This window comes from Mycolicibacterium vulneris (assembly GCF_002104765.1).
In the GTDB taxonomy this organism is placed as follows: domain Bacteria; phylum Actinomycetota; class Actinomycetes; order Mycobacteriales; family Mycobacteriaceae; genus Mycobacterium; species Mycobacterium vulneris.
In genome coordinates this window covers 286,630-302,903 of record NZ_NCXM01000001.1, presented here as the reverse complement: position 1 = coordinate 302,903, position 16,274 = coordinate 286,630, and the positions used below count along the sequence as shown (strand labels likewise).

The window sequence follows — 16,274 nt, the reverse complement described above, 5'->3', positions numbered from 1 at the left end:
CGCTGCACGGACCTCTATAAGCGAAGTCTAAGAGCATGCTCGGGTGGATGGGTGGAGGCGGACGCAATTGACGGCGCCCAAACCAAGTCTGCATATCCTGAATCCGTGCAGGGCGACGGTGACGGTTGGGTGATCTCCGACGGCGGCGCCCATTACTGGGGCCGCTTCGGAGCGGCGGGTTTGCTGCTGCGGGCCCCGCAACCCGACGGCACCCCCGCGGTGCTGCTGCAGCATCGCGCGGTGTGGAGTCACCAGGGCGGGACGTGGGGGCTGCCCGGCGGTGCCCGGGACAGCCACGAAACGCCGGAGGAGACCGCGGTCCGCGAAGCGAACGAAGAGGCCGGGCTGGTCGGTGAGCGGCTCGCGGTGCGCGCCACCGTGGTCACAGCCGAGGTCGCCGGGATCGCCGGCACGCACTGGAGCTACACCACCGTCGTCGCCGACGCCGATGAGTTGCTACACACCGTGCCCAATCGGGAAAGCGCCGAGATGCGCTGGGTCGCCGAAACGGAGGTGTCCGACCTGCCGCTGCACCCCGGCTTCGCGGCCAGCTGGCAGCGGCTGCGGGCCGCGCCGGCGGTGCTGCCGCTGGACCACGGCGACGAGCGACGGCAATACCTGCCGCGCACGATCGAGATCGAGGCCGGCGTCTTCGTCTGGTGCATGCCCGGTGACGCAGGCCAAGAGCCCTCGCAGCTGACCCGCCGGATCAGCTCGCTGCTGCCAGCGCCGAGCTGAGCCGCTGCGCCGCGGCCCGCGGGTCGGCGGCCGCGGTGATCGCCCGCACCACCACGATGCGCCGGGCGCCGGCGTCGAGCACCTCGGGCAGCCGCTGCTCGTCGATGCCGCCGATCGCGAACCACGGCTTGTCGGTTCCGAACTCGGCGGCGGCCCGCACCAGTCCCAGGCCCGGCGCCTGGCGGCCCGGTTTGGTGGGCGTGGGCCAGCACGGCCCGACGCAGAAGTAGTCCGCTTCGCCGAGCGCTGCCGCGGCGGCGGCCTGCTCGCGGTCGTGGCTGGACAGCCCAAGCAGCACGTCCGGCCCGGCGATGTCGCGGGCGACGGCGGGCGGCAGGTCGCCCTGCCCGAGGTGCAGCACGTCGGCGCCGGCCGCGCGAGCGATGTCGGCGCGGTCGTTGACGGCGAACAAGGCGCCGTGCCGGCGGGCCGCGTCGGCCAGGATCTGGCACGCCGCCAGCTCCTCGCGCGCCTCGAGCGGGCCGAACCGCTGCTCACCGGCCGATCCCTTGTCGCGCAGCTGGATGATGTCCACGCCGCCGGCCAGGGCGGCGTCGGCGAACTCGGCCAAATCGCCGCGCTCACGGCGCGCGTCGGTGCACAGGTACAACCGCGCGGTGGCCAGAACGGAAAGTCGTCTACCAAAGGGACGCTGCACACCGAGACGCTAGCGCGCTAGCGTGGAGCCGAAGAGAACTACTAGACACGGGAGTCCCGGGTAGTCGAGTGACTGCGGGGCTGAGAGTGGGCACAGCCGGACCCATCCGGACCTGCCCTTACCGTCACACCTGATCCGGGTCATGCCGGCGAAGGGAGGCTCGACAATGACCGGGATGCCCTCGGGACCCCCGCTGGGGTCGCTGGCCGTCATCGGCGGCGGCGTCATCGGGCTCGCGGTGGCGCGCCGGGCCGCGCAGGCCGGGTGGTCGGTGCGGGTGCACCGCGGCGACCACAAGGGCGCGTCGTGGGTCGCCGGCGGAATGCTGGCGCCGCACAGCGAGGGCTGGCCCGGCGAAGAGCGGTTGTTGCGGCTGGGCCTGGAATCGCTGCGGCTGTGGCGCGAGGGCGGCTTCCTGGACGGGCTGCCGGCCGAGGTGGTCACCGCGCGCGAGTCGCTGGTGGTGGCCGTCGACCGCGCCGATGTCGAAGACCTGCGCACGGTCGCCGAGTGGTTGTCCGCCCAGGGGCATCCGGTGGTCTGGGAATCGGCCGCCCGCGACATCGAACCCCTGCTGGCGCAGGGCATCCGGCACGGCTTTCGGGCGCCCACCGAACTGGCCGTGGACAACCGCGCGGTGGTGGAGGCGCTCGGCGCGGAGTGCGAGCGCCTCGGGGTGGCGTGGGCGCCGCCGGTGCGCGACCTGTCGGGCGTCGAGGCCGACGCGGTGGTGATCGCCAACGGCATCGACGCGCCGGCGCTGTGGCCCGGCCTGCCGGTGCGGCCGGTGAAGGGCGAAGTGCTGCGCTTGCGATGGCGCAAGGGTTGTATGCCGTTGCCGCAGCGGGTTGTTCGCGCTCGCGTGCACGGACGGCAGGTGTATCTGGTGCCGCGTGCCGACGGGGTGGTGGTCGGGGCCACCCAATACGAACACGGGCGCGACACCGCCCCGGTCGTGTCGGGGGTGCGTGACCTGCTCGACGACGCGTGCGCGGTGCTGCCGGCGCTGGGCGAATACGAGCTGGCCGAGTGCGCCGCCGGGCTGCGCCCGATGACTCCCGATAATCTGCCGCTGGTGCACCGCCTGGACGCGCGGACGCTGGTCGCCGCCGGCCACGGCCGGTCGGGATTCCTGTTGGCGCCCTGGACGGCAGAGCAGATCGTTTCCGAACTTGCCCCGGTGGGAGCACACCAATGATCCGCGCTGCGACGATGCTTCAGCGAAGCGATGAGAAGGAGCGGCGCCAATGATCGTCGTGGTCAATGAACAAAAGGTCGACGTCGACGCGCACACCACGGTCGCCGCGCTGCTGGATTCCCTGGGTTTTCCGGACCGCGGCGTCGCGGTGGCGATGGACGACGCGGTGATACCGCGATCCCGTTGGGCCACAGAACTTTCCGACGGCGCCCGGCTCGAGATAGTGACGGCGGTGCAAGGTGGCTGAGTCAAAACTGACGATTGGCGACCGCAGCTTCGCGTCGCGGCTCATCATGGGGACCGGGGGAGCGAGCAACCTCGCGGTGCTCGAGGAGGCGCTGGTTGCCTCGGGCACCGAACTGACCACCGTTGCCATCCGCCGGGTCGATGCCGAGGGCGGCACCGGCCTGCTCGATCTGCTCAACCGGCTGGGCATCACGCCGCTGCCCAACACCGCGGGATGCCGCGGCGCGTCCGAAGCGGTGCTCACCGCCCAGCTGGCGCGTGAGGCGCTGAACACCAACTGGATCAAGCTCGAGGTGATCGCCGACGAACGCACGCTGCTTCCCGACGCCGTCGAATTGGTGCGAGCCGCAGAGCAATTGGTCGATGACGGGTTCGTCGTGCTGCCCTACACCAACGACGATCCGGTGCTGGCGCGCCGGCTCGAGGACGCCGGATGCGCGGCGGTCATGCCGCTGGGCTCGCCGATCGGCACCGGCCTCGGCATCACCAATCCACACAACATCGAGATGATCGTCGCCCGGGCCGGCGTTCCGGTGGTGCTCGACGCCGGCATCGGGACCGCCAGCGACGCCGCGCTAGCGATGGAATTGGGTTGCGACGCCGTGCTGTTGGCCACCGCGGTGACCAGGGCCGCCGACCCGGCCGCGATGGCCGCCGCGATGTCCGCGGCCGTAACCGCCGGGTATCTGGCCCGGCGCGCCGGACGGATCCCGAAGCGGTTCTGGGCGCAGGCGTCGAGCCCACAGCGATGAGTCGTTATGTCGCGTTGGGTAGTTCGATGGCAGCAGGTCCGGGCATCCGGCCCCGCGCCGCGGGGGCTCCGCGGTGGTCGGGCCGATCGGCGCGCAACTACGCGCACCTGATCGCGCAGCGCTACCAGCACGACCTGGTCGACGTCACCTTCTCCGGCGCGACCACCGCGCACGTGCTTGTTGAGCGCCAACGCGGCGCACCACTGCAGATCGCCGCGCTGGACGGCTCCGAGAGCCTGATCACGGTGACCATCGGCGGCAACGATGTCGGCTACGTTCCACTGTTGATGGCCGCGGCACTGCCGCGTCCGCTGCGTCACGTGCCGTTGCTGGGGGATCGCATCGCCGACCTGCTGGATCGCGACGCGCGAGATCGCGCCCTGGACGCGGTGTTTGAATCGCTGTGCGCGGTTGGGCACGCGTTGCGTCAGCGATCCACCCGGGCACGGATTTTCTTCGTCGACTACCTGACGATGCTGCCGCCGCCGGGCGTGCCGGCGGAGCCGCTGTCGCCCTCCGATGCCGACCTGGGCCGGCACGTGGCCGCCACGCTGCAAACGATGACGGCCGACGCCGCCGCGGCGACCGGTTGCGAAATCATCCGCGCCGGCGCGGCGAGTCGCGAACATCACGCATGGTCGGCCGAACCCTGGACGACGCTGCCGGCCCGATTCGGTGTGCCGCTGCCGGGACGTACCGCTCCCCTACACCCGAACGCAGCCGGGATGCGCGCGGTGGCGGATCTGATTGCGGCTCAGCTGTAGACGTCAGCCGTTGGTGCGCCACCACTGGTAGAGCGCGCTGACGTCGGAATTGGATGCGGTCAGGTGACCCAATACGTTCTTGGCATCGGTGGTCCAGGTCAATGTCGCGTAGTTCTTATAGGTGCCACACGCGATCTGGCCGCCCGTCTGGCCGTTCTGCTTCCAGGTTCCCGGTGACGCCCCGGCGTCCCCACACGCGGCCAGGGACACGTCTTTAATGGTGGAACTGAAGGCGGAGCCCAGATTCGTGCTGTTGGAGAACAGGGCGTAGACACCGGATCCCGGGCCGTTGGAGTCTGGGCTCTGCCCGCAGACCAGTTCGGCCAGTTCGCCGGTTTCGGAGAGCTCTTGCGGCTTGCAGTTGTTCAGGCCGTAGCCCTTCGACAGCGAGGCGGCCAGCGTGTTCATGTCCGATGCGTTACCGGTGTTGGGTTCGGCGTTCGCGGCGCCGACACCCGCGAAAGCCAAACTGCCTGTGAAAGTTGCGGCCGACACGACGCGCAGCGCGGTGTTCCAATGTGACATTTTCTGACTCCCTGCGGTTGATGGAAATAAAGAGGGGCGAACGCTTCTCGGTTATCGGTCCACAGATCGGTTGTGGCACAGCGGGTACCTCACCCGTTGGCACGCCACCACCGGTAGAGCGCCGCAACGTCGGTGTTGGACGCGCGCAGGTAACTCAGCATGTTGTTGGCGTCGGTGGTCCAGATGATTTCGGCGGCGTTTTGGTAAGTGCCGCATGCCGCCTGCCCGGCAGTGGCGGTCGAACCGTCCTTGTGCCACTTGGACGGCGATTCGCCCGCGTCCCCGCACGGGGTCAGGACGTCCTCTTTGATGGTGGCCTTGAACGAGGTGGCCAGATTGTCGGCATTGGTGAACAGCACGTACTTGGCCTGCGCCGGGCCGCGCAAGTCGGGGCTCTGGCCACACGTGAGCACCGCCAGTTGCGTGCTGCGGTCGACGTTCTGGGCGGTGCAGTTGTTCAGGCCGTAACCCTTCGACATCGAGGCCGCAAGCTTGTTGATATCCGAAGCGTTCCCGGTGGTGGCCGGATCCGCGCTCGCCGGACCGCCGCCCGCTAAGGCCAAACCGCCACTGAGCGCCGTTGCTGTCGCCGCCCTCAGCACGTTGCTGAAATCAGACATGAATGGCTCCTTAACGGCCGCTTCTAAACACGGATAGTAGGGCTATGTCGTGGTAAAGCAACACATTCCGCAGGAAATTGTCTGTGTGGGCATCCTTCCTCGGCTCGACCCGTGGAGGACCAGGAAAATGATAGTGTCACGCCGGCCATCGTGCAGAATCACGAATTATGTTGAGGCGCCAACATAATCCCGCCTTTCGGCGACCGACTGATGCCGCCGGCCCGTTGCGACCGGGGCAGCAAAAACAAGATTTCTTCATTGCTAGTGCCGATCTGAGTCCGCTCGGGTATGGTTAGCACCGCTTTACGTCAGCTAACTTCTCTTGACTGGAGAATCCATGACACAACCCCCTCCTCCGCCGGATTATCCGCCGCCGTCTCCCGGTTATCCGCCGCAGCAGCCGGCCGGCCAAGCGCCGAATAACTATCTGGTGTGGTCGATCCTGGCCACCCTCTTCTGCTGTCTGCCCTTCGGAATCGTGGCGATCGTCAAGTCGAGCCAGGTCAATGGGTTGTGGGCGCAGGGTCGCTACGCCGAGGCACAGGCGTCCGCCGAAAGCGCCAAGAAATGGGTGATCTGGTCGGTGGTCATCGGCGTCGTCGTGGGCGTCATCTACGGCATCCTGATGGCGGTCGGTGCGCTGAACACGAACACCAACGCGGCGCTCGCCGCGATGTTCTAGAACCTGATCATGGTGACCCGCTGGGGGGCGGCGCACGCGAATCTGGGTGCGCCACTGGTGGTGGCGGCATCCACGACCTTGATGTGCGCCGCCATCTGGGCGGGTGACCCGACCACGCCGCACGGCCCGCTACCGGTATGCCCCACCAAGGCGTTGTTGGGGATCGACTGCCCCGGGTGCGGCAGCTTACGCATGGTCTATTCGCTTATGCACGGCAATCTGTTGGCGGCCGCCAGGTTCAACGCTTTGGGCCTGGCGGCTGTCGTGCTGTTGCTGTGGACGTACTTCTCCTGGACCTACGGGCGCCTGGTAGGCCGGCGGATCCGCGGCTGGCAGCATCGGCGTTGGGCCGCCGCCGTGACGCTGTCGCTGGTGCTGGCCTGGTTCGTGGTGCGCAACATCCCCGTTGCGCCCTTCACCGCACTGTATGTCTGATACCGCCGTGTCCTGAACCGGGGCGCTCGGGCTGCGGGCTAACCTGGGGCGCGATGGTGAACAAATCCACGACGATTCCGGCGTTGGTCGCCGTGGTCGTCCTGACCGCATTCTCAACCGGCTGCTTCCATCGGTCGTCTGACTCGCAGCACACACCCGCCGCCGCGGGCGCATTTGCCTCGGCGCTGCGCGACAAGGTCACGGCCGACGCGATGATGGCGCACCTGTCGAAGCTGCAAGACATCGCCAACGCCAACAACGGCACCCGTGCGGTGGGCACACCCGGATACGAGGCCAGCGTCGACTACGTGGTAAATGTCTTGCGCGGCAGTGGATTTGACGTGCAAACCCCCGAATTCTCGGCACGGGTGTTCCACGCCGACAAGCCGGTACTCACCGTCGGCGGCAAGACGGTGGAGGCGCACGCACTGGACTTCAGCCTGGGCACCGGGCCGGACGGGGTGAGCGGGCCGCTGGTCGCCGCACCGGCGAACAACCTCGGCTGCGCGGCCTCCGACTACGCGAACCTGCCGCTGCAGGGGGCGGTGGTGTTGGTCGACCGCGGCACCTGCCCGTTCGCCCAGAAGGAAGACGCCGCGGCGCAGCGCGGCGCCGCGGCGATGATCATCGCCGACAACGTCGACGAACAAGAGATGGGCGGCACGCTCGGGCCGTCCACCGACGTGAAGATTCCGGTGCTCAGCGTGACCAAGTCGGTGGGCCTGCAGCTGCGGGGGCAGCCGGGGCCCACCACGATCAAGCTCAACGCCAGCGCCCAAAGCTTCCGGGCCCGCAACGTGATTGCGCAGACCAAGACCGGCTCGGGAACCGACGTGGTGATGGCGGGGGCGCACCTGGACAGCGTGCCCGCCGGGCCGGGCATCAACGACAACGGCTCGGGTGTCGCCGCGGTGCTGGAAACCGCCGTGCGGCTTGGGAGTTCGCCGTCGGTGCACAACGCGCTGCGGTTCGGCTTCTGGGGCGCCGAGGAGCTCGGGCTGATCGGGTCGCGCAACTACGTCGAATCGCTGGACCTGACGGCGCTGAAAAACATTGCGCTGTACCTGAACTTCGACATGCTCGCGTCGCCGAACCCCGGCTACTTCACCTACGACGGCGACCAGTCGCTGCCCGCGGACGCTCGCGGCCAGCCGGTGGTTCCCGAGGGTTCGGCCGGCATCGAGCGGACGCTGGTCGCGTACCTGAAGTCGGCCGGAAAGACCGCGCAGGACACCTCGTTCGACGGCCGGTCCGACTACGACGGATTCACCCTGGCGGGGATCCCCGCCGGCGGCCTGTTCTCGGGCGCCGAGGGCAAGATGTCGGCCGACCAAGCCAAGTTGTGGGGCGGGACCGCCGACCAACCGTTCGACCCCAATTACCACCAGAAAACCGACACGCTCGACCACGTCGACCGCACCGCGCTGGGCATCAACGGTGGCGGTGTGGCATACGCGATCGGTCTCTACGCCCAAGACCTCGGCGGCCATAACGGCGTCCCCGTCATGGCCGACCGCACCCGCCACGTGCTCAACAAGTCATGATCTCGCGACTGGGTGCGACGCTGCTATTGATCGTTGTGGTGGCCGGTTGTTCGGCAACGCGGCAGGGGGTGCCGACGGCGACGCCGGACCTCGGGCACGGTTTGGCCAAAAAGGTGAACGTCGAGGGCATGCTGACGCACCTGCGTGCCCTGCAGAACATCGCCAACGCCAATGGCGGCAACCGTGCGGACGGGACGCCGGGCTTCAGCGCCAGCGTGGACTACGTCGCTAAAGCCCTGCGCGACAAGGGTTTCGATGTACAGACACCGCAGTTCGACCGGCTCTACACCGTGTCCTTGGGTAAGCCGGCGGTAACCGTTGCGGGCCGCACCTATCCCGTCGACCAGGCCTCGCTGCTGGTGCAGACGCCACCCGGGGGGCTGACCGGACAGCCGATCCGGCCGACGCGGCCGTCGGGCTGCGCACCCAACGACTACCCGGCCGTCGTGCCCAAGGGCGCCATCGCCGTCGTCGATGACGCCCAGTGTTCGGTGGTCGACAAACAGAACAGCGCGGTGGCCAAGGGCGCGAGCGCCCTGATCGTGCTCAGTTCACCCACCGGGCGGGGAGCCCCACCCACGCTGTTCACCACCGGCTACTTCAAGCAGCTGACCGTGCCGGTCGCCGTGCTGGGTTCCTCCGGCGCCGCCGCGCTGACGGGCTCCACCACGCCGATACGTCTGGTGCTGGATGCGCAGAACATCAAGATCACTTCCCGAAACGTCGTGGCGCAGACCAAAACCGGGTCAGCCCATGACGTCGTCGTGGTGGGTGCGCACCTGGACGGCTCTCGCGCCGGACCCGGGATCAATGACGACGGCTCCGGGGTGGCTGCCGTCCTGGAGACGGCGCTGCAACTCGGGCCGCTCGCTCCGGTGAACAACGCGGTGCGGTTCGTGTTCTGGGGCGCCGACGTAGACGGCCGTAACGGCGTCCTGGACTACGTGTTCGGCATGGACCGCGACCAACTCAACGACATCGCGCTGTACTTGAACTTCACCATGCTGGGTTCACCGAACGCCGGATATTTCACCGACGACGGCGATCAGTCCGGCCCGCCCGGGCCCGGCGTCTCGCCGGCGGATGTGCCCGAAGGCTCGGCCGGCATCGAACGCACCCTGTCCGGTTATCTGAACCTCGCCGGGAGGCGGCCCGCGGACATGCCATTGGACACCAGGGCCGACTACCACCCCTTCATGATTGCGGGTGTGCCCGTCGGCGGCATGACCACCGGATCAGCGCAGCCGAAAACCCCCGTGCAGGCCCGACTATGGGGCGGCCAGGCCGGCGTGCCGTTCGACCCGAACTTCCAAAGCCCACGGGACACCGTCGACAACATCAACCGGGAAGCGTTGGCGGTCATGGGTTCTGGCGTCGGATTCGCCGTCGGCAGCTACGCGGAGTCCATCGGTGGGGTCAACGGTGTGCCGCCACACAACAAGAGGCATCGCAGCCGGGTGCCGTAACGGCGGCTTGTCGGATCCCGGCTGTCTTGAGTCAAGAAGTTGGCAGGGTTTTGCCGTCGAGGTAGGCCTGTTTTGGTGTGCGGTCGGCGAGGGCTTGGTGGGGTCGGATGGTGTTGTAGATGTTGCGGAAGTGGTGGGTTTCCATGTCGAGGGCATCTGCATCGCCGATGTAGCCGCGGAAAAGGTGCTCGTATTTGAGGGTTCCAAAGAAGCGCTCGACGACGCCATTGGTCTGGGGTGATTTAACGCGGGTACGCACGTGGCGTAGCAGGGGGTCCTCGCCGTCGAATGCGGTTTGGAAGGTTTGTCCGCGAAAGCAGGGCCCGTTATCGGAGACCAGCGCAATGGGTGCCGGTGCCTGGCCGATGACGTTTTCGGCGGTGTCGAAGATGTCCATGACGCCGCGATCAGCGCGCAGGTCGTCGAGCTCGAGTATGCGTTGGGCTTCGGCGATGGCCAGCTGTAGACAGTGCAGAGCATCAGCGCCACGACCGGTGGGGGTGACGGTGATGGCCAGGCAGTATTTGGTGGCGTAGTCGATGACTGCGCAGATGCGCCAGATGCCCCCGCAGGCGGTCTCGAATTCGGAGAAGTCGGTTTGCCATACCCGGTTACGTTCGGTGGGCGGGTCGCGAAACACTCGGCGGCGCAATACCGCCCAGGACTTGCGGTCAGCCCGAAAGCCTTGAGGTAGCAGCAATCCCCGGCGCCGCAACGCGCGAGCCACCGAAGAATTGGTCACCTGGTTACCGTCGGCGCGCATCAGCGCCGCGATCTTGCGATATCCCCAGGCCGGCCACTGTTCGGCGTATTTGGCGGCCAGCGCCTCGATGCGGTCCACGACCGGAGCCGGCCACGGGCCCTTGATCGGGTCTGCGTGACGCAGCCGAGCCAGCCTGCGCCGATAGCTGCGCTCGGGAATGCCGGCCAACACGCAGAACCTCGAAACCGGCAGACCCGCCGCTTCTCTTAGGGCTTCGAGGTCGACGAAGGGACCTGATCAGCCAACGCCGCACGGCGCTGCCAGATCCGCAGCTGCACTGTAGCTTCCGCGAGCGCGAGTTTGAGCTGCTCATTTTCGATCCGCAAACGCCGCTGCTCGGGGCCGCCGGCTTTGCCAGCAGGCCCGCTGGGCACTTCTTCAAGGCGCTGCGCACCGGCCTGCAGGAACTGATTCCTCCACTTGAGCACCAAGTTGGGCTCACACCGCAACGGCGAGCCGCCTCCCTCGCCGACATCTCACCGGCCAGCACCGACAACACAAACCGCAACTTCTCGTCGGCAGGGACCTTCGTTCTTCGTGACCTGACCATGACACCCACTCAACCCCTTCAACCACTGGCTGCGGTGTCGATACCGCGACCCTGCCAAAAAGTTTGAGTCAGTGGACGATGGCATAATCGAACCTATGTTCGAGTGGTGGTTGGCCTCCCGGGAGACGCCGGAGTCGGCGGCGCTGCTGGATCGGGTGCGCGAGGCCGGGCGTGCGGAGGCGCGGGCGGAGCTGGCTGCCTCGGCGCGGCTGGTGCCGCTGATCCCACCGAGCGGCGCCGAGGACCGCTACATCCCCTCGGCCGCGCTGGCCGACTTCGTGCGCTGTCGGGATCTGACCTGTCGGGCCCGGGCTGTGACCGGCCGGCCACCGACTGCGACCTCGACCATACGGTCCCCTACGCCGACGGCGGTCCGACACACGCCTCGAACCTTAAGGCGCTGTGCCGGTGCCAGCAGCAATTGCGTGAAGAACATTTGACTTCTGTCAGCGTTGCCCGCCGTTTGCGAGATCGCGACTACGACCGGGGGGGACGAGAGGAGCGGGATGACGTCGCGTAGCGGTCCGGGGACGTCGCAATTTTGTCGACGAACGGTACGAAAGTTTCATGACGAGGGACGCAGTGTGCAGCGCAACCGCTCACTCTTACAGCGCTCCAAGTCTTGTGGCGGCGGACACCGGCCACATGCCAGCCAGCAGGAAACCTCATGGCCGCGCCGCCCGAGCTGATGAGCGCCGACGCGATCCACCGCCGGGTTCACGCCGACGGACCGCAAGCTCCAGGAAGGCGAGTCTCTGGTTTCGATCAGCACGGGTCGGGCAATCAATCTCGCATGAAGATTTTCACCCCTGTCGCAAGGTCAACGCTCGCAATGGCCGCTGGTTTGGGACTCGCCGGTTTGGGCATCGCCCCGGCCGCCCAGGCGCAACCGGCGCCTTTCCCGGTCTATCACTGGTGCCCTGGCCAGCAGTGGGATCCGGGCTGGGGCAACAACTGGGATTGGGGCCGCTGTCACGATGACAATTGGTACGACGGGGACCCGCACGATGGCGGCCATTGGCACGGTCCTGGCGGGTACCCCGGTGGCCCCGGCGGCCCAGCCAGCTATCACTGGTGCCCCGGCCAGCAGTGGGACCCGGGCTGGGGCAACAACTGGGACTGGGGCCGCTGCCACGACGAGCACTACTACGATGGCGATCCCCGCGACCAAGGTCACTGGCACTGAGGCGGCCCAACCGGCATCGCGGTGACCTGACCTGATGTTTGCCGTCCAAGTTCTGAGGGTGGGCTGTCTCCGCACCCCTGGTCGGCAGGCCTGAAGGCGTCGGCAGCGCCCTTGGCTACATCGGCCACCGCGGCTTTGGTGGTCGGCGGTACGTCCTGGTCGACCAGGACATTGTGAATCAACACGGCAGTACGCCGGTAGAGCTTGCAGCCGTGGCGCTCCACCTTCGGCTTGGCAGGCGTCATCGCCGCGTGCGATACAGCGCTTGCCATTGGTGTCGGCGCATCGCTTTGGGCGTTGCGTGCTGGGCATGACGACGTGCTACCACTGCCGCCAGATGCGAAACAGACTGTGACGTCAAGTGTTTCAACGGAGCCAGTCTCACCTCCGCCCATTTCCGTTGTGAAACCGACGATTACACCAGCGGACAGGAACGCTCGACATACTCCCCGGCAATACCGCTGACCAACAGGTGTCCAAATGACATGCTTCCCATCCACGGCAAACTTCACCAACGGCCTAAGGGTAGATGCGGTCGAGTGCGTCGGCGGTAACGACGCCGATGTAGTCGTGTGGTGAGTGGTGAACGGCTCCGTTGCCTTGAAAGACACGGGATCATGAGCGAGGCTTTGAAGCTCGCTCCGTTCCCTATCGCAAGTGGATTGTGTTCAATTGCGGTGGGACTCGCGGCGCCAGGCAGCGCATATAGTGGCGGGCGCTATGTGGACGCCAACGGGAACTGCAATTTTGCACCGTTCAGCTTCGCCACGGGGGACGGTTCGCCCGCTGGCAGGGCAGCTTTTGGCACCACGCCGGACCAACACTTTGCCTACCTCGTGACTCACGATGACAATGCCCCCGAATTCAGGATCATGGATTTCCCGAGTCTTAAGGGCCAGGCACTGTGGACGTGCCAGCTGGAAACAAACGGTATAAGTGACATCGACTCCACACACATGCTTGAGAACGCGGGTGGGTACGCCTTTGATCAAGCCAATGCCATTACATCTTCAGCCAATACCATCTACTGCACTTGGAACCTTCATTTACCCCCAGCAGACGTAACTACCGCCCCGCCCCGGTCCAGCTTCCACCGGGCTACAGCGACGGTGATTGAGCACGCCTCGGCGCATCGCCCACATGGCTCTTGGCATTCGTGCGGTGGCTGCCTCGGAGGGCATGAATCAGCATCCGACGGCGTTGCAGCCAGCAGGAGGCGAGAACGATGAGCGACAGTCAGAAGTGGGCCATCTGGGCGATGGTGTTTGCCGTCGTGTTCCTTATTACTGCGTTCGTCGGAGGTGCCCCGGGGCTCGCGGCCCTGATCGGGGTCGTCGGGTTTCTGGCCGCCCGTATCGGCCTGCTCGTCGTCATCGCCGGTGCTCTCAGCGTCGCACGCCGCAAGGCTTGATCCCGAGTAGCGTCAACTGCCGTGCACGACGAATTCACCTACCACGTTCGGTGGTCGCCGAATTGTCCGTCGCTATTGCATCTGGATGCCGATTCCGCGCGAGCTTCCCGCCACGGAATCTTCACGATTTCCAAGGCGAGTAACGCCGCAAGCGCATAGGCTTCCCATCGACGAATTGGGCAGGGCCATCCGGCAAAAGGGGTTTGCGAACATGCTTGTCCGTATCGCAGTGCTCATCGCAGCGAGCGCGACGACCGCAATTGGCTCGGCACCACTGGCTCACGCCGATGAGCAGGCGTTCATGAATGATACGCAAGATGTGATGATGGCCCCCGACGCGAAACTCACTGCGGGATACCGTGCTTGCGTCAACCTGCGGAACGGCATGCCGATACAGCAGGCGCAGCGGGACGGGTTTTTCTACTTCAACCTCGTAAACGGTGCCAACGTAAAAATCGTTGATGCGGCGCAACACGATCTGTGTCCCGACACACTGCGGTGACACAGCACGAACGTCATCTGATGAAGACGTTCTGGGGCTGGCGCGACCGCCAGCTGCCCGACGGCACCGTCAGCTGGACGCTGCCCGACCAGCACACCTACGTCACCACCCCGGGCAGCGCGCTGCTGTTCCCCGCCCTGTGCGTCCCCACCGGAGACATACCGCCGCCCACCCCACCACGACCCGACCCTTGCGCCGACCGGACCGCGATGATGCCCCGACGCACCCGCACCCGCGCCCAAAACCGGACAAACCGCATCGCCACCGACCGCAAACACAATCGCCGAAGCCGGTTAGCCGTCCACATAGGGGAAACGGGTCCGCCGGGCGAAGGTGACGGCGATCCACCGCCTTTCTAGTAGCTTGCTGTCCTACCAGTCGGCCGATTGCCCGGACGCCAAGGCCACCCCACCGGCGTCCTACTGCCCCTCCATCAACACCATCGGGATCGACCTGCCCGGGCTCGCCGCCATGGGTACGGTCGCCGACGAAAAGCAGCAGACCCTGCCGCAGGGCGACGACACCGCGCTGTCCGTCGTGATGTCGAGATATGCGCTGGCGGTGCAGCACGAGCACGGGCTGCCGATGCAGAGCCCGTGGACCGCGCTGCGGACCGCGTGCCTGACCGGTGTGGCGCACCGCAAGATGGCGAGCCGATCGACCTGCCCTCGCACAACCAATTGCTGCTGACCGCCGGTGATCTCGACGAGGCGGTTGCCGGCCTGCTCACCAACCATCTGGTGGCCAGTGACGCGGACGGCACCAGCGTGCCGGCCGGTTTCACCCGGATCGCGGCGTTCCGTGGTGGCGTGACCGGCAACGCGGACGCCTGATACTCCCACTATCCCGGCTAACGAATCCCCAACGTGATCAACCCATTTCGGCGAGCCGCGGGATCACGTCGTCGCCCAGGCGGCGGACGAAGCCGACTGGATCCGGATTGCCGGGCATCGGGCCGAGATTGATCATGTCGACACCCAGCGCGGCGTAGCGTTCGACGGTCTTCAGGAATTCGTCCGTGTCGTCGAAGGGGTCGGCGCCGGCCAGGCCGCCGGACGTCTTGCGGACCTCACCCGGGTCCCTGCCCACCGCGTCGCAGTGCCGGTTCAGCACCTCGATCTTGTGCTGGAGCTCGGCGACGTCGTTCGACATGCTGTTCCAGATGTCGGCGTACTGCGCGACCAGGCGCAGCGTCTTCTTCTCACCGTCCCCGCCGATCAGGATCGGGGGTCGCCGAATCGGTTGCGGCTCACAGATCGTCTCGTTCAGCCGGTAGTGCGTGCCGGTGTAGGGCCCGTCGTCCGCACTCCACATCTGCCGGCAGATCTGCAGCGTCTCTTCCAGCATTTCGAAGCGCGTGCTCAGCGGTGGATACGGAATGCCCAGCGCGGTGTGCTCACGTTCGTACCAGGCCGCACCCAAACCCAACACCGACCGGCCCTGCGACAACACGTCCAGGGTGGTGACCGCCTTGGCCAACAAACCGGGATAGCGATAGGTGACGCCGGTGACCAGCAGGGCCAGGTCGATCGTGGTCGTCTGGGCGGCCAGGAAGCCCAGCGATGTGTAACCCTCGAGGAACGGATTCTGCGCGGGCGCAAGCTGTTCCATCTGGAAGAGGTGGTCGGCCAGGGTGAACAGCGTGGCGCCGCCTTGCTCGGCGGCCTTGGCCGCGTCGGCCAGCGTCGGACCCAGCCTGGCCGGGTCTCCGGGGAGGAAGTCGATGAAGTGCAGTCCTACTTCCATTGTGGCACCTGTCCTTTCATTGTTCGGTCAAGCGCTCGAGCAGGGACAGCGCGTCGACGATGACCCGCCGCTCGGACTCGGTGTAGCGCTCCTGGATGGTGCGGGCCAGCCACTCCTCGCGGGCGCGGCGGTCGCTTTCGGCGCGCCTCTTCCCCGCCGGGGTCAGCGAGACCACTTGGCGCCGGCCGTCATTCGGGTCCGGTGCGCGCTCGACGAGCCCACGTTGGCCCAGGGCGGCCAGGATGGTGGCCATCGACTGGGGGCGGACCTGTTCCGCGCCGGCCAATGCGCTGGCCGACGACGGCCCTTCTTTCCACAGCCGGGTGAGCACGGCCGTCTGCGACGGTGTCAGGCCGTCGACCGCGATGTCCTTCAGTCGGCGCCGTAGTCGGCTGAACACCACCCGGATATCGCGTGCCGCCGCTACGGCGGAGTCGCTGATCCCATCCACGGCACCAGCCTAAATTAGACAGTCCAAACTGTCCAGT

20 protein-coding genes and 2 pseudogenes are annotated in these 16,274 nt (G+C 66.7%); 15 read left to right on the top strand and 7 right to left on the bottom strand.

The window, feature by feature from the left end:
* The first annotated feature begins 105 nt into the window (after positions 1-105).
* A complete protein-coding gene (locus B8W69_RS01475) occupies positions 106-738 on the top strand; it encodes an NUDIX hydrolase (RefSeq protein ID WP_085288174.1) in 633 nt (210 codons plus the stop codon).
* On the opposite strand, the gene thiE is transcribed toward B8W69_RS01475, so the two are convergent.
* Complete coding sequence (gene thiE, locus B8W69_RS01470; RefSeq protein ID WP_085288173.1) at positions 710-1,396, bottom strand: thiamine phosphate synthase; 687 nt, start codon at positions 1,394-1,396, stop codon at positions 710-712. The genes B8W69_RS01475 and thiE overlap by 29 nt on opposite strands.
* Before the next feature lie 175 nt (positions 1,397-1,571).
* Here thiE and thiO point away from each other — a divergent pair, with 175 nt between their 5' ends.
* The 4 genes from thiO to B8W69_RS01450 are packed head-to-tail and all read left to right on the top strand — an operon-like array spanning position 1,572 to position 4,356.
* On the top strand, positions 1,572-2,594 hold the full coding sequence (thiO, locus tag B8W69_RS01465; protein ID WP_085288330.1) for a glycine oxidase ThiO: 1,023 nt from the start codon (positions 1,572-1,574) through the stop codon (positions 2,592-2,594).
* Positions 2,595-2,643: 49 nt separating this feature from the next.
* Positions 2,644-2,841 carry a sulfur carrier protein ThiS gene (gene thiS / locus B8W69_RS01460; RefSeq protein WP_085288172.1) on the top strand — a complete coding sequence of 66 codons (198 nt, stop codon included), beginning with the start codon at positions 2,644-2,646 and terminating at the stop codon, positions 2,839-2,841.
* Positions 2,834-3,592 carry a thiazole synthase gene (locus B8W69_RS01455; protein WP_085288171.1) on the top strand — a complete coding sequence of 253 codons (759 nt, stop codon included), beginning with the start codon at positions 2,834-2,836 and terminating at the stop codon, positions 3,590-3,592. The genes thiS and B8W69_RS01455 overlap by 8 nt, the downstream gene beginning before the upstream one ends.
* The gene (locus B8W69_RS01450; RefSeq protein WP_085288170.1) at positions 3,589-4,356 is read left to right on the top strand and encodes an SGNH/GDSL hydrolase family protein; all 768 of its coding nucleotides are present in this window, start codon (positions 3,589-3,591) and stop codon (positions 4,354-4,356) included. The genes B8W69_RS01455 and B8W69_RS01450 overlap by 4 nt, the downstream gene beginning before the upstream one ends.
* A 3-nt stretch (positions 4,357-4,359) precedes the next feature.
* Here B8W69_RS01450 and B8W69_RS01445 read toward each other — a convergent pair whose 3' ends face one another.
* Positions 4,360-4,881 (bottom strand): serine/threonine protein kinase, encoded by a 522-nt coding sequence (locus B8W69_RS01445; RefSeq protein WP_085288169.1) that lies wholly within the window; start codon positions 4,879-4,881, stop codon positions 4,360-4,362.
* Positions 4,882-4,970: 89 nt separating this feature from the next.
* Entirely contained in the window at positions 4,971-5,501 is a 531-nt protein-coding gene (locus B8W69_RS01440; RefSeq protein WP_085288168.1) for a serine/threonine protein kinase, read from the bottom strand.
* 337 nt (positions 5,502-5,838) lie between these two features.
* On the opposite strand from B8W69_RS01440, the gene B8W69_RS01435 reads away from it, so the two are divergent.
* Genes B8W69_RS01435 through B8W69_RS01420 form a run of 4 tightly spaced genes read left to right on the top strand, consistent with a single transcriptional unit; the run spans position 5,839 to position 9,628 of the window.
* Entirely contained in the window at positions 5,839-6,183 is a 345-nt protein-coding gene (locus B8W69_RS01435; RefSeq protein WP_085288167.1) for a CD225/dispanin family protein, read from the top strand.
* Positions 6,184-6,192: 9 nt separating this feature from the next.
* A complete protein-coding gene (locus tag B8W69_RS01430) occupies positions 6,193-6,618 on the top strand; it encodes a DUF2752 domain-containing protein (protein WP_085288166.1) in 426 nt (141 codons plus the stop codon).
* A gap of 53 nt (positions 6,619-6,671) precedes the next feature.
* Positions 6,672-8,162 (top strand): M28 family metallopeptidase, encoded by a 1,491-nt coding sequence (locus B8W69_RS01425; protein ID WP_085288165.1) that lies wholly within the window; start codon positions 6,672-6,674, stop codon positions 8,160-8,162.
* Complete coding sequence (locus B8W69_RS01420; protein ID WP_085288164.1) at positions 8,159-9,628, top strand: M28 family peptidase; 1,470 nt, start codon at positions 8,159-8,161, stop codon at positions 9,626-9,628. The genes B8W69_RS01425 and B8W69_RS01420 overlap by 4 nt, the downstream gene beginning before the upstream one ends.
* A gap of 31 nt (positions 9,629-9,659) precedes the next feature.
* Here the strand turns inward: B8W69_RS01420 and B8W69_RS01415 are convergent, their stop codons facing one another.
* Positions 9,660-10,559, bottom strand: a complete 900-nt coding sequence (locus B8W69_RS01415; protein WP_220084534.1) for an integrase core domain-containing protein — start codon at positions 10,557-10,559, stop codon at positions 9,660-9,662.
* A 38-nt stretch (positions 10,560-10,597) separates the two neighbouring features.
* Positions 10,598-10,822, bottom strand: a complete 225-nt coding sequence (locus B8W69_RS01410; protein ID WP_133057951.1) for a hypothetical protein — start codon at positions 10,820-10,822, stop codon at positions 10,598-10,600.
* Positions 10,823-11,114: 292 nt separating this feature from the next.
* Here B8W69_RS01410 and B8W69_RS01405 point away from each other — a divergent pair.
* From B8W69_RS01405 to B8W69_RS01380, 6 genes and pseudogenes are all read left to right on the top strand, one after another.
* Positions 11,115-11,350 (top strand): annotated as a pseudogene (locus tag B8W69_RS01405) (HNH endonuclease signature motif containing protein); the annotation flags it as partial.
* A gap of 423 nt (positions 11,351-11,773) precedes the next feature.
* Positions 11,774-12,127: an Mtp family mycobacterial-type pilin gene (locus B8W69_RS31160; RefSeq protein WP_281255192.1), complete on the top strand. Its 354-nt coding sequence runs from the start codon at positions 11,774-11,776 to the stop codon at positions 12,125-12,127.
* Between the two features lie 1,225 nt (positions 12,128-13,352).
* Positions 13,353-13,538 carry a hypothetical protein gene (locus B8W69_RS01395; protein WP_085288161.1) on the top strand — a complete coding sequence of 62 codons (186 nt, stop codon included), beginning with the start codon at positions 13,353-13,355 and terminating at the stop codon, positions 13,536-13,538.
* Positions 13,539-13,623: 85 nt separating this feature from the next.
* Positions 13,624-14,040 (top strand): DUF732 domain-containing protein, encoded by a 417-nt coding sequence (locus B8W69_RS01390; protein WP_085288160.1) that lies wholly within the window; start codon positions 13,624-13,626, stop codon positions 14,038-14,040.
* Between the two features lie 20 nt (positions 14,041-14,060).
* Positions 14,061-14,399 (top strand): hypothetical protein, encoded by a 339-nt coding sequence (locus tag B8W69_RS01385; RefSeq protein ID WP_245843021.1) that lies wholly within the window; start codon positions 14,061-14,063, stop codon positions 14,397-14,399.
* 7 nt (positions 14,400-14,406) lie between these two features.
* Positions 14,407-14,873 (top strand): annotated as a pseudogene (locus tag B8W69_RS01380) (peptidase); the annotation flags it as partial.
* Positions 14,874-14,910: 37 nt separating this feature from the next.
* Here the strand turns inward: B8W69_RS01380 and B8W69_RS01375 are convergent.
* Positions 14,911-15,786 (bottom strand): LLM class F420-dependent oxidoreductase, encoded by an 876-nt coding sequence (locus tag B8W69_RS01375; protein ID WP_085288159.1) that lies wholly within the window; start codon positions 15,784-15,786, stop codon positions 14,911-14,913.
* A gap of 16 nt (positions 15,787-15,802) precedes the next feature.
* Entirely contained in the window at positions 15,803-16,237 is a 435-nt protein-coding gene (locus tag B8W69_RS01370; RefSeq protein WP_085288158.1) for a MarR family winged helix-turn-helix transcriptional regulator, read from the bottom strand.
* Between the last annotated feature and the right edge of the window lie 37 nt (positions 16,238-16,274).

Coding starts and splice junctions, on each gene's coding strand:
- thiO (WP_085288330.1), top strand. CDS start 1,572: ATGCCCTCGGGACCCCCGCTGGGGTCGCTGGCCGTCATCGGCGGCGGC.
- thiS (WP_085288172.1), top strand. CDS start 2,644: ATGATCGTCGTGGTCAATGAACAAAAGGTCGACGTCGACGCGCACACC.
- B8W69_RS01450 (WP_085288170.1), top strand. CDS start 3,589: ATGAGTCGTTATGTCGCGTTGGGTAGTTCGATGGCAGCAGGTCCGGGC.
- B8W69_RS01445 (WP_085288169.1), bottom strand. CDS start 4,881: ATGTCACATTGGAACACCGCGCTGCGCGTCGTGTCGGCCGCAACTTTC.
- B8W69_RS01440 (WP_085288168.1), bottom strand. CDS start 5,501: ATGTCTGATTTCAGCAACGTGCTGAGGGCGGCGACAGCAACGGCGCTC.
- B8W69_RS01435 (WP_085288167.1), top strand. CDS start 5,839: ATGACACAACCCCCTCCTCCGCCGGATTATCCGCCGCCGTCTCCCGGT.
- B8W69_RS01430 (WP_085288166.1), top strand. CDS start 6,193: ATGGTGACCCGCTGGGGGGCGGCGCACGCGAATCTGGGTGCGCCACTG.
- B8W69_RS01425 (WP_085288165.1), top strand. CDS start 6,672: ATGGTGAACAAATCCACGACGATTCCGGCGTTGGTCGCCGTGGTCGTC.
- B8W69_RS01420 (WP_085288164.1), top strand. CDS start 8,159: ATGATCTCGCGACTGGGTGCGACGCTGCTATTGATCGTTGTGGTGGCC.
- B8W69_RS31160 (WP_281255192.1), top strand. CDS start 11,774: ATGGCCGCTGGTTTGGGACTCGCCGGTTTGGGCATCGCCCCGGCCGCC.
- B8W69_RS01395 (WP_085288161.1), top strand. CDS start 13,353: ATGAGCGACAGTCAGAAGTGGGCCATCTGGGCGATGGTGTTTGCCGTC.
- B8W69_RS01390 (WP_085288160.1), top strand. CDS start 13,624: ATGCCGATTCCGCGCGAGCTTCCCGCCACGGAATCTTCACGATTTCCA.
- B8W69_RS01385 (WP_245843021.1), top strand. CDS start 14,061: ATGAAGACGTTCTGGGGCTGGCGCGACCGCCAGCTGCCCGACGGCACC.
- B8W69_RS01375 (WP_085288159.1), bottom strand. CDS start 15,786: ATGGAAGTAGGACTGCACTTCATCGACTTCCTCCCCGGAGACCCGGCC.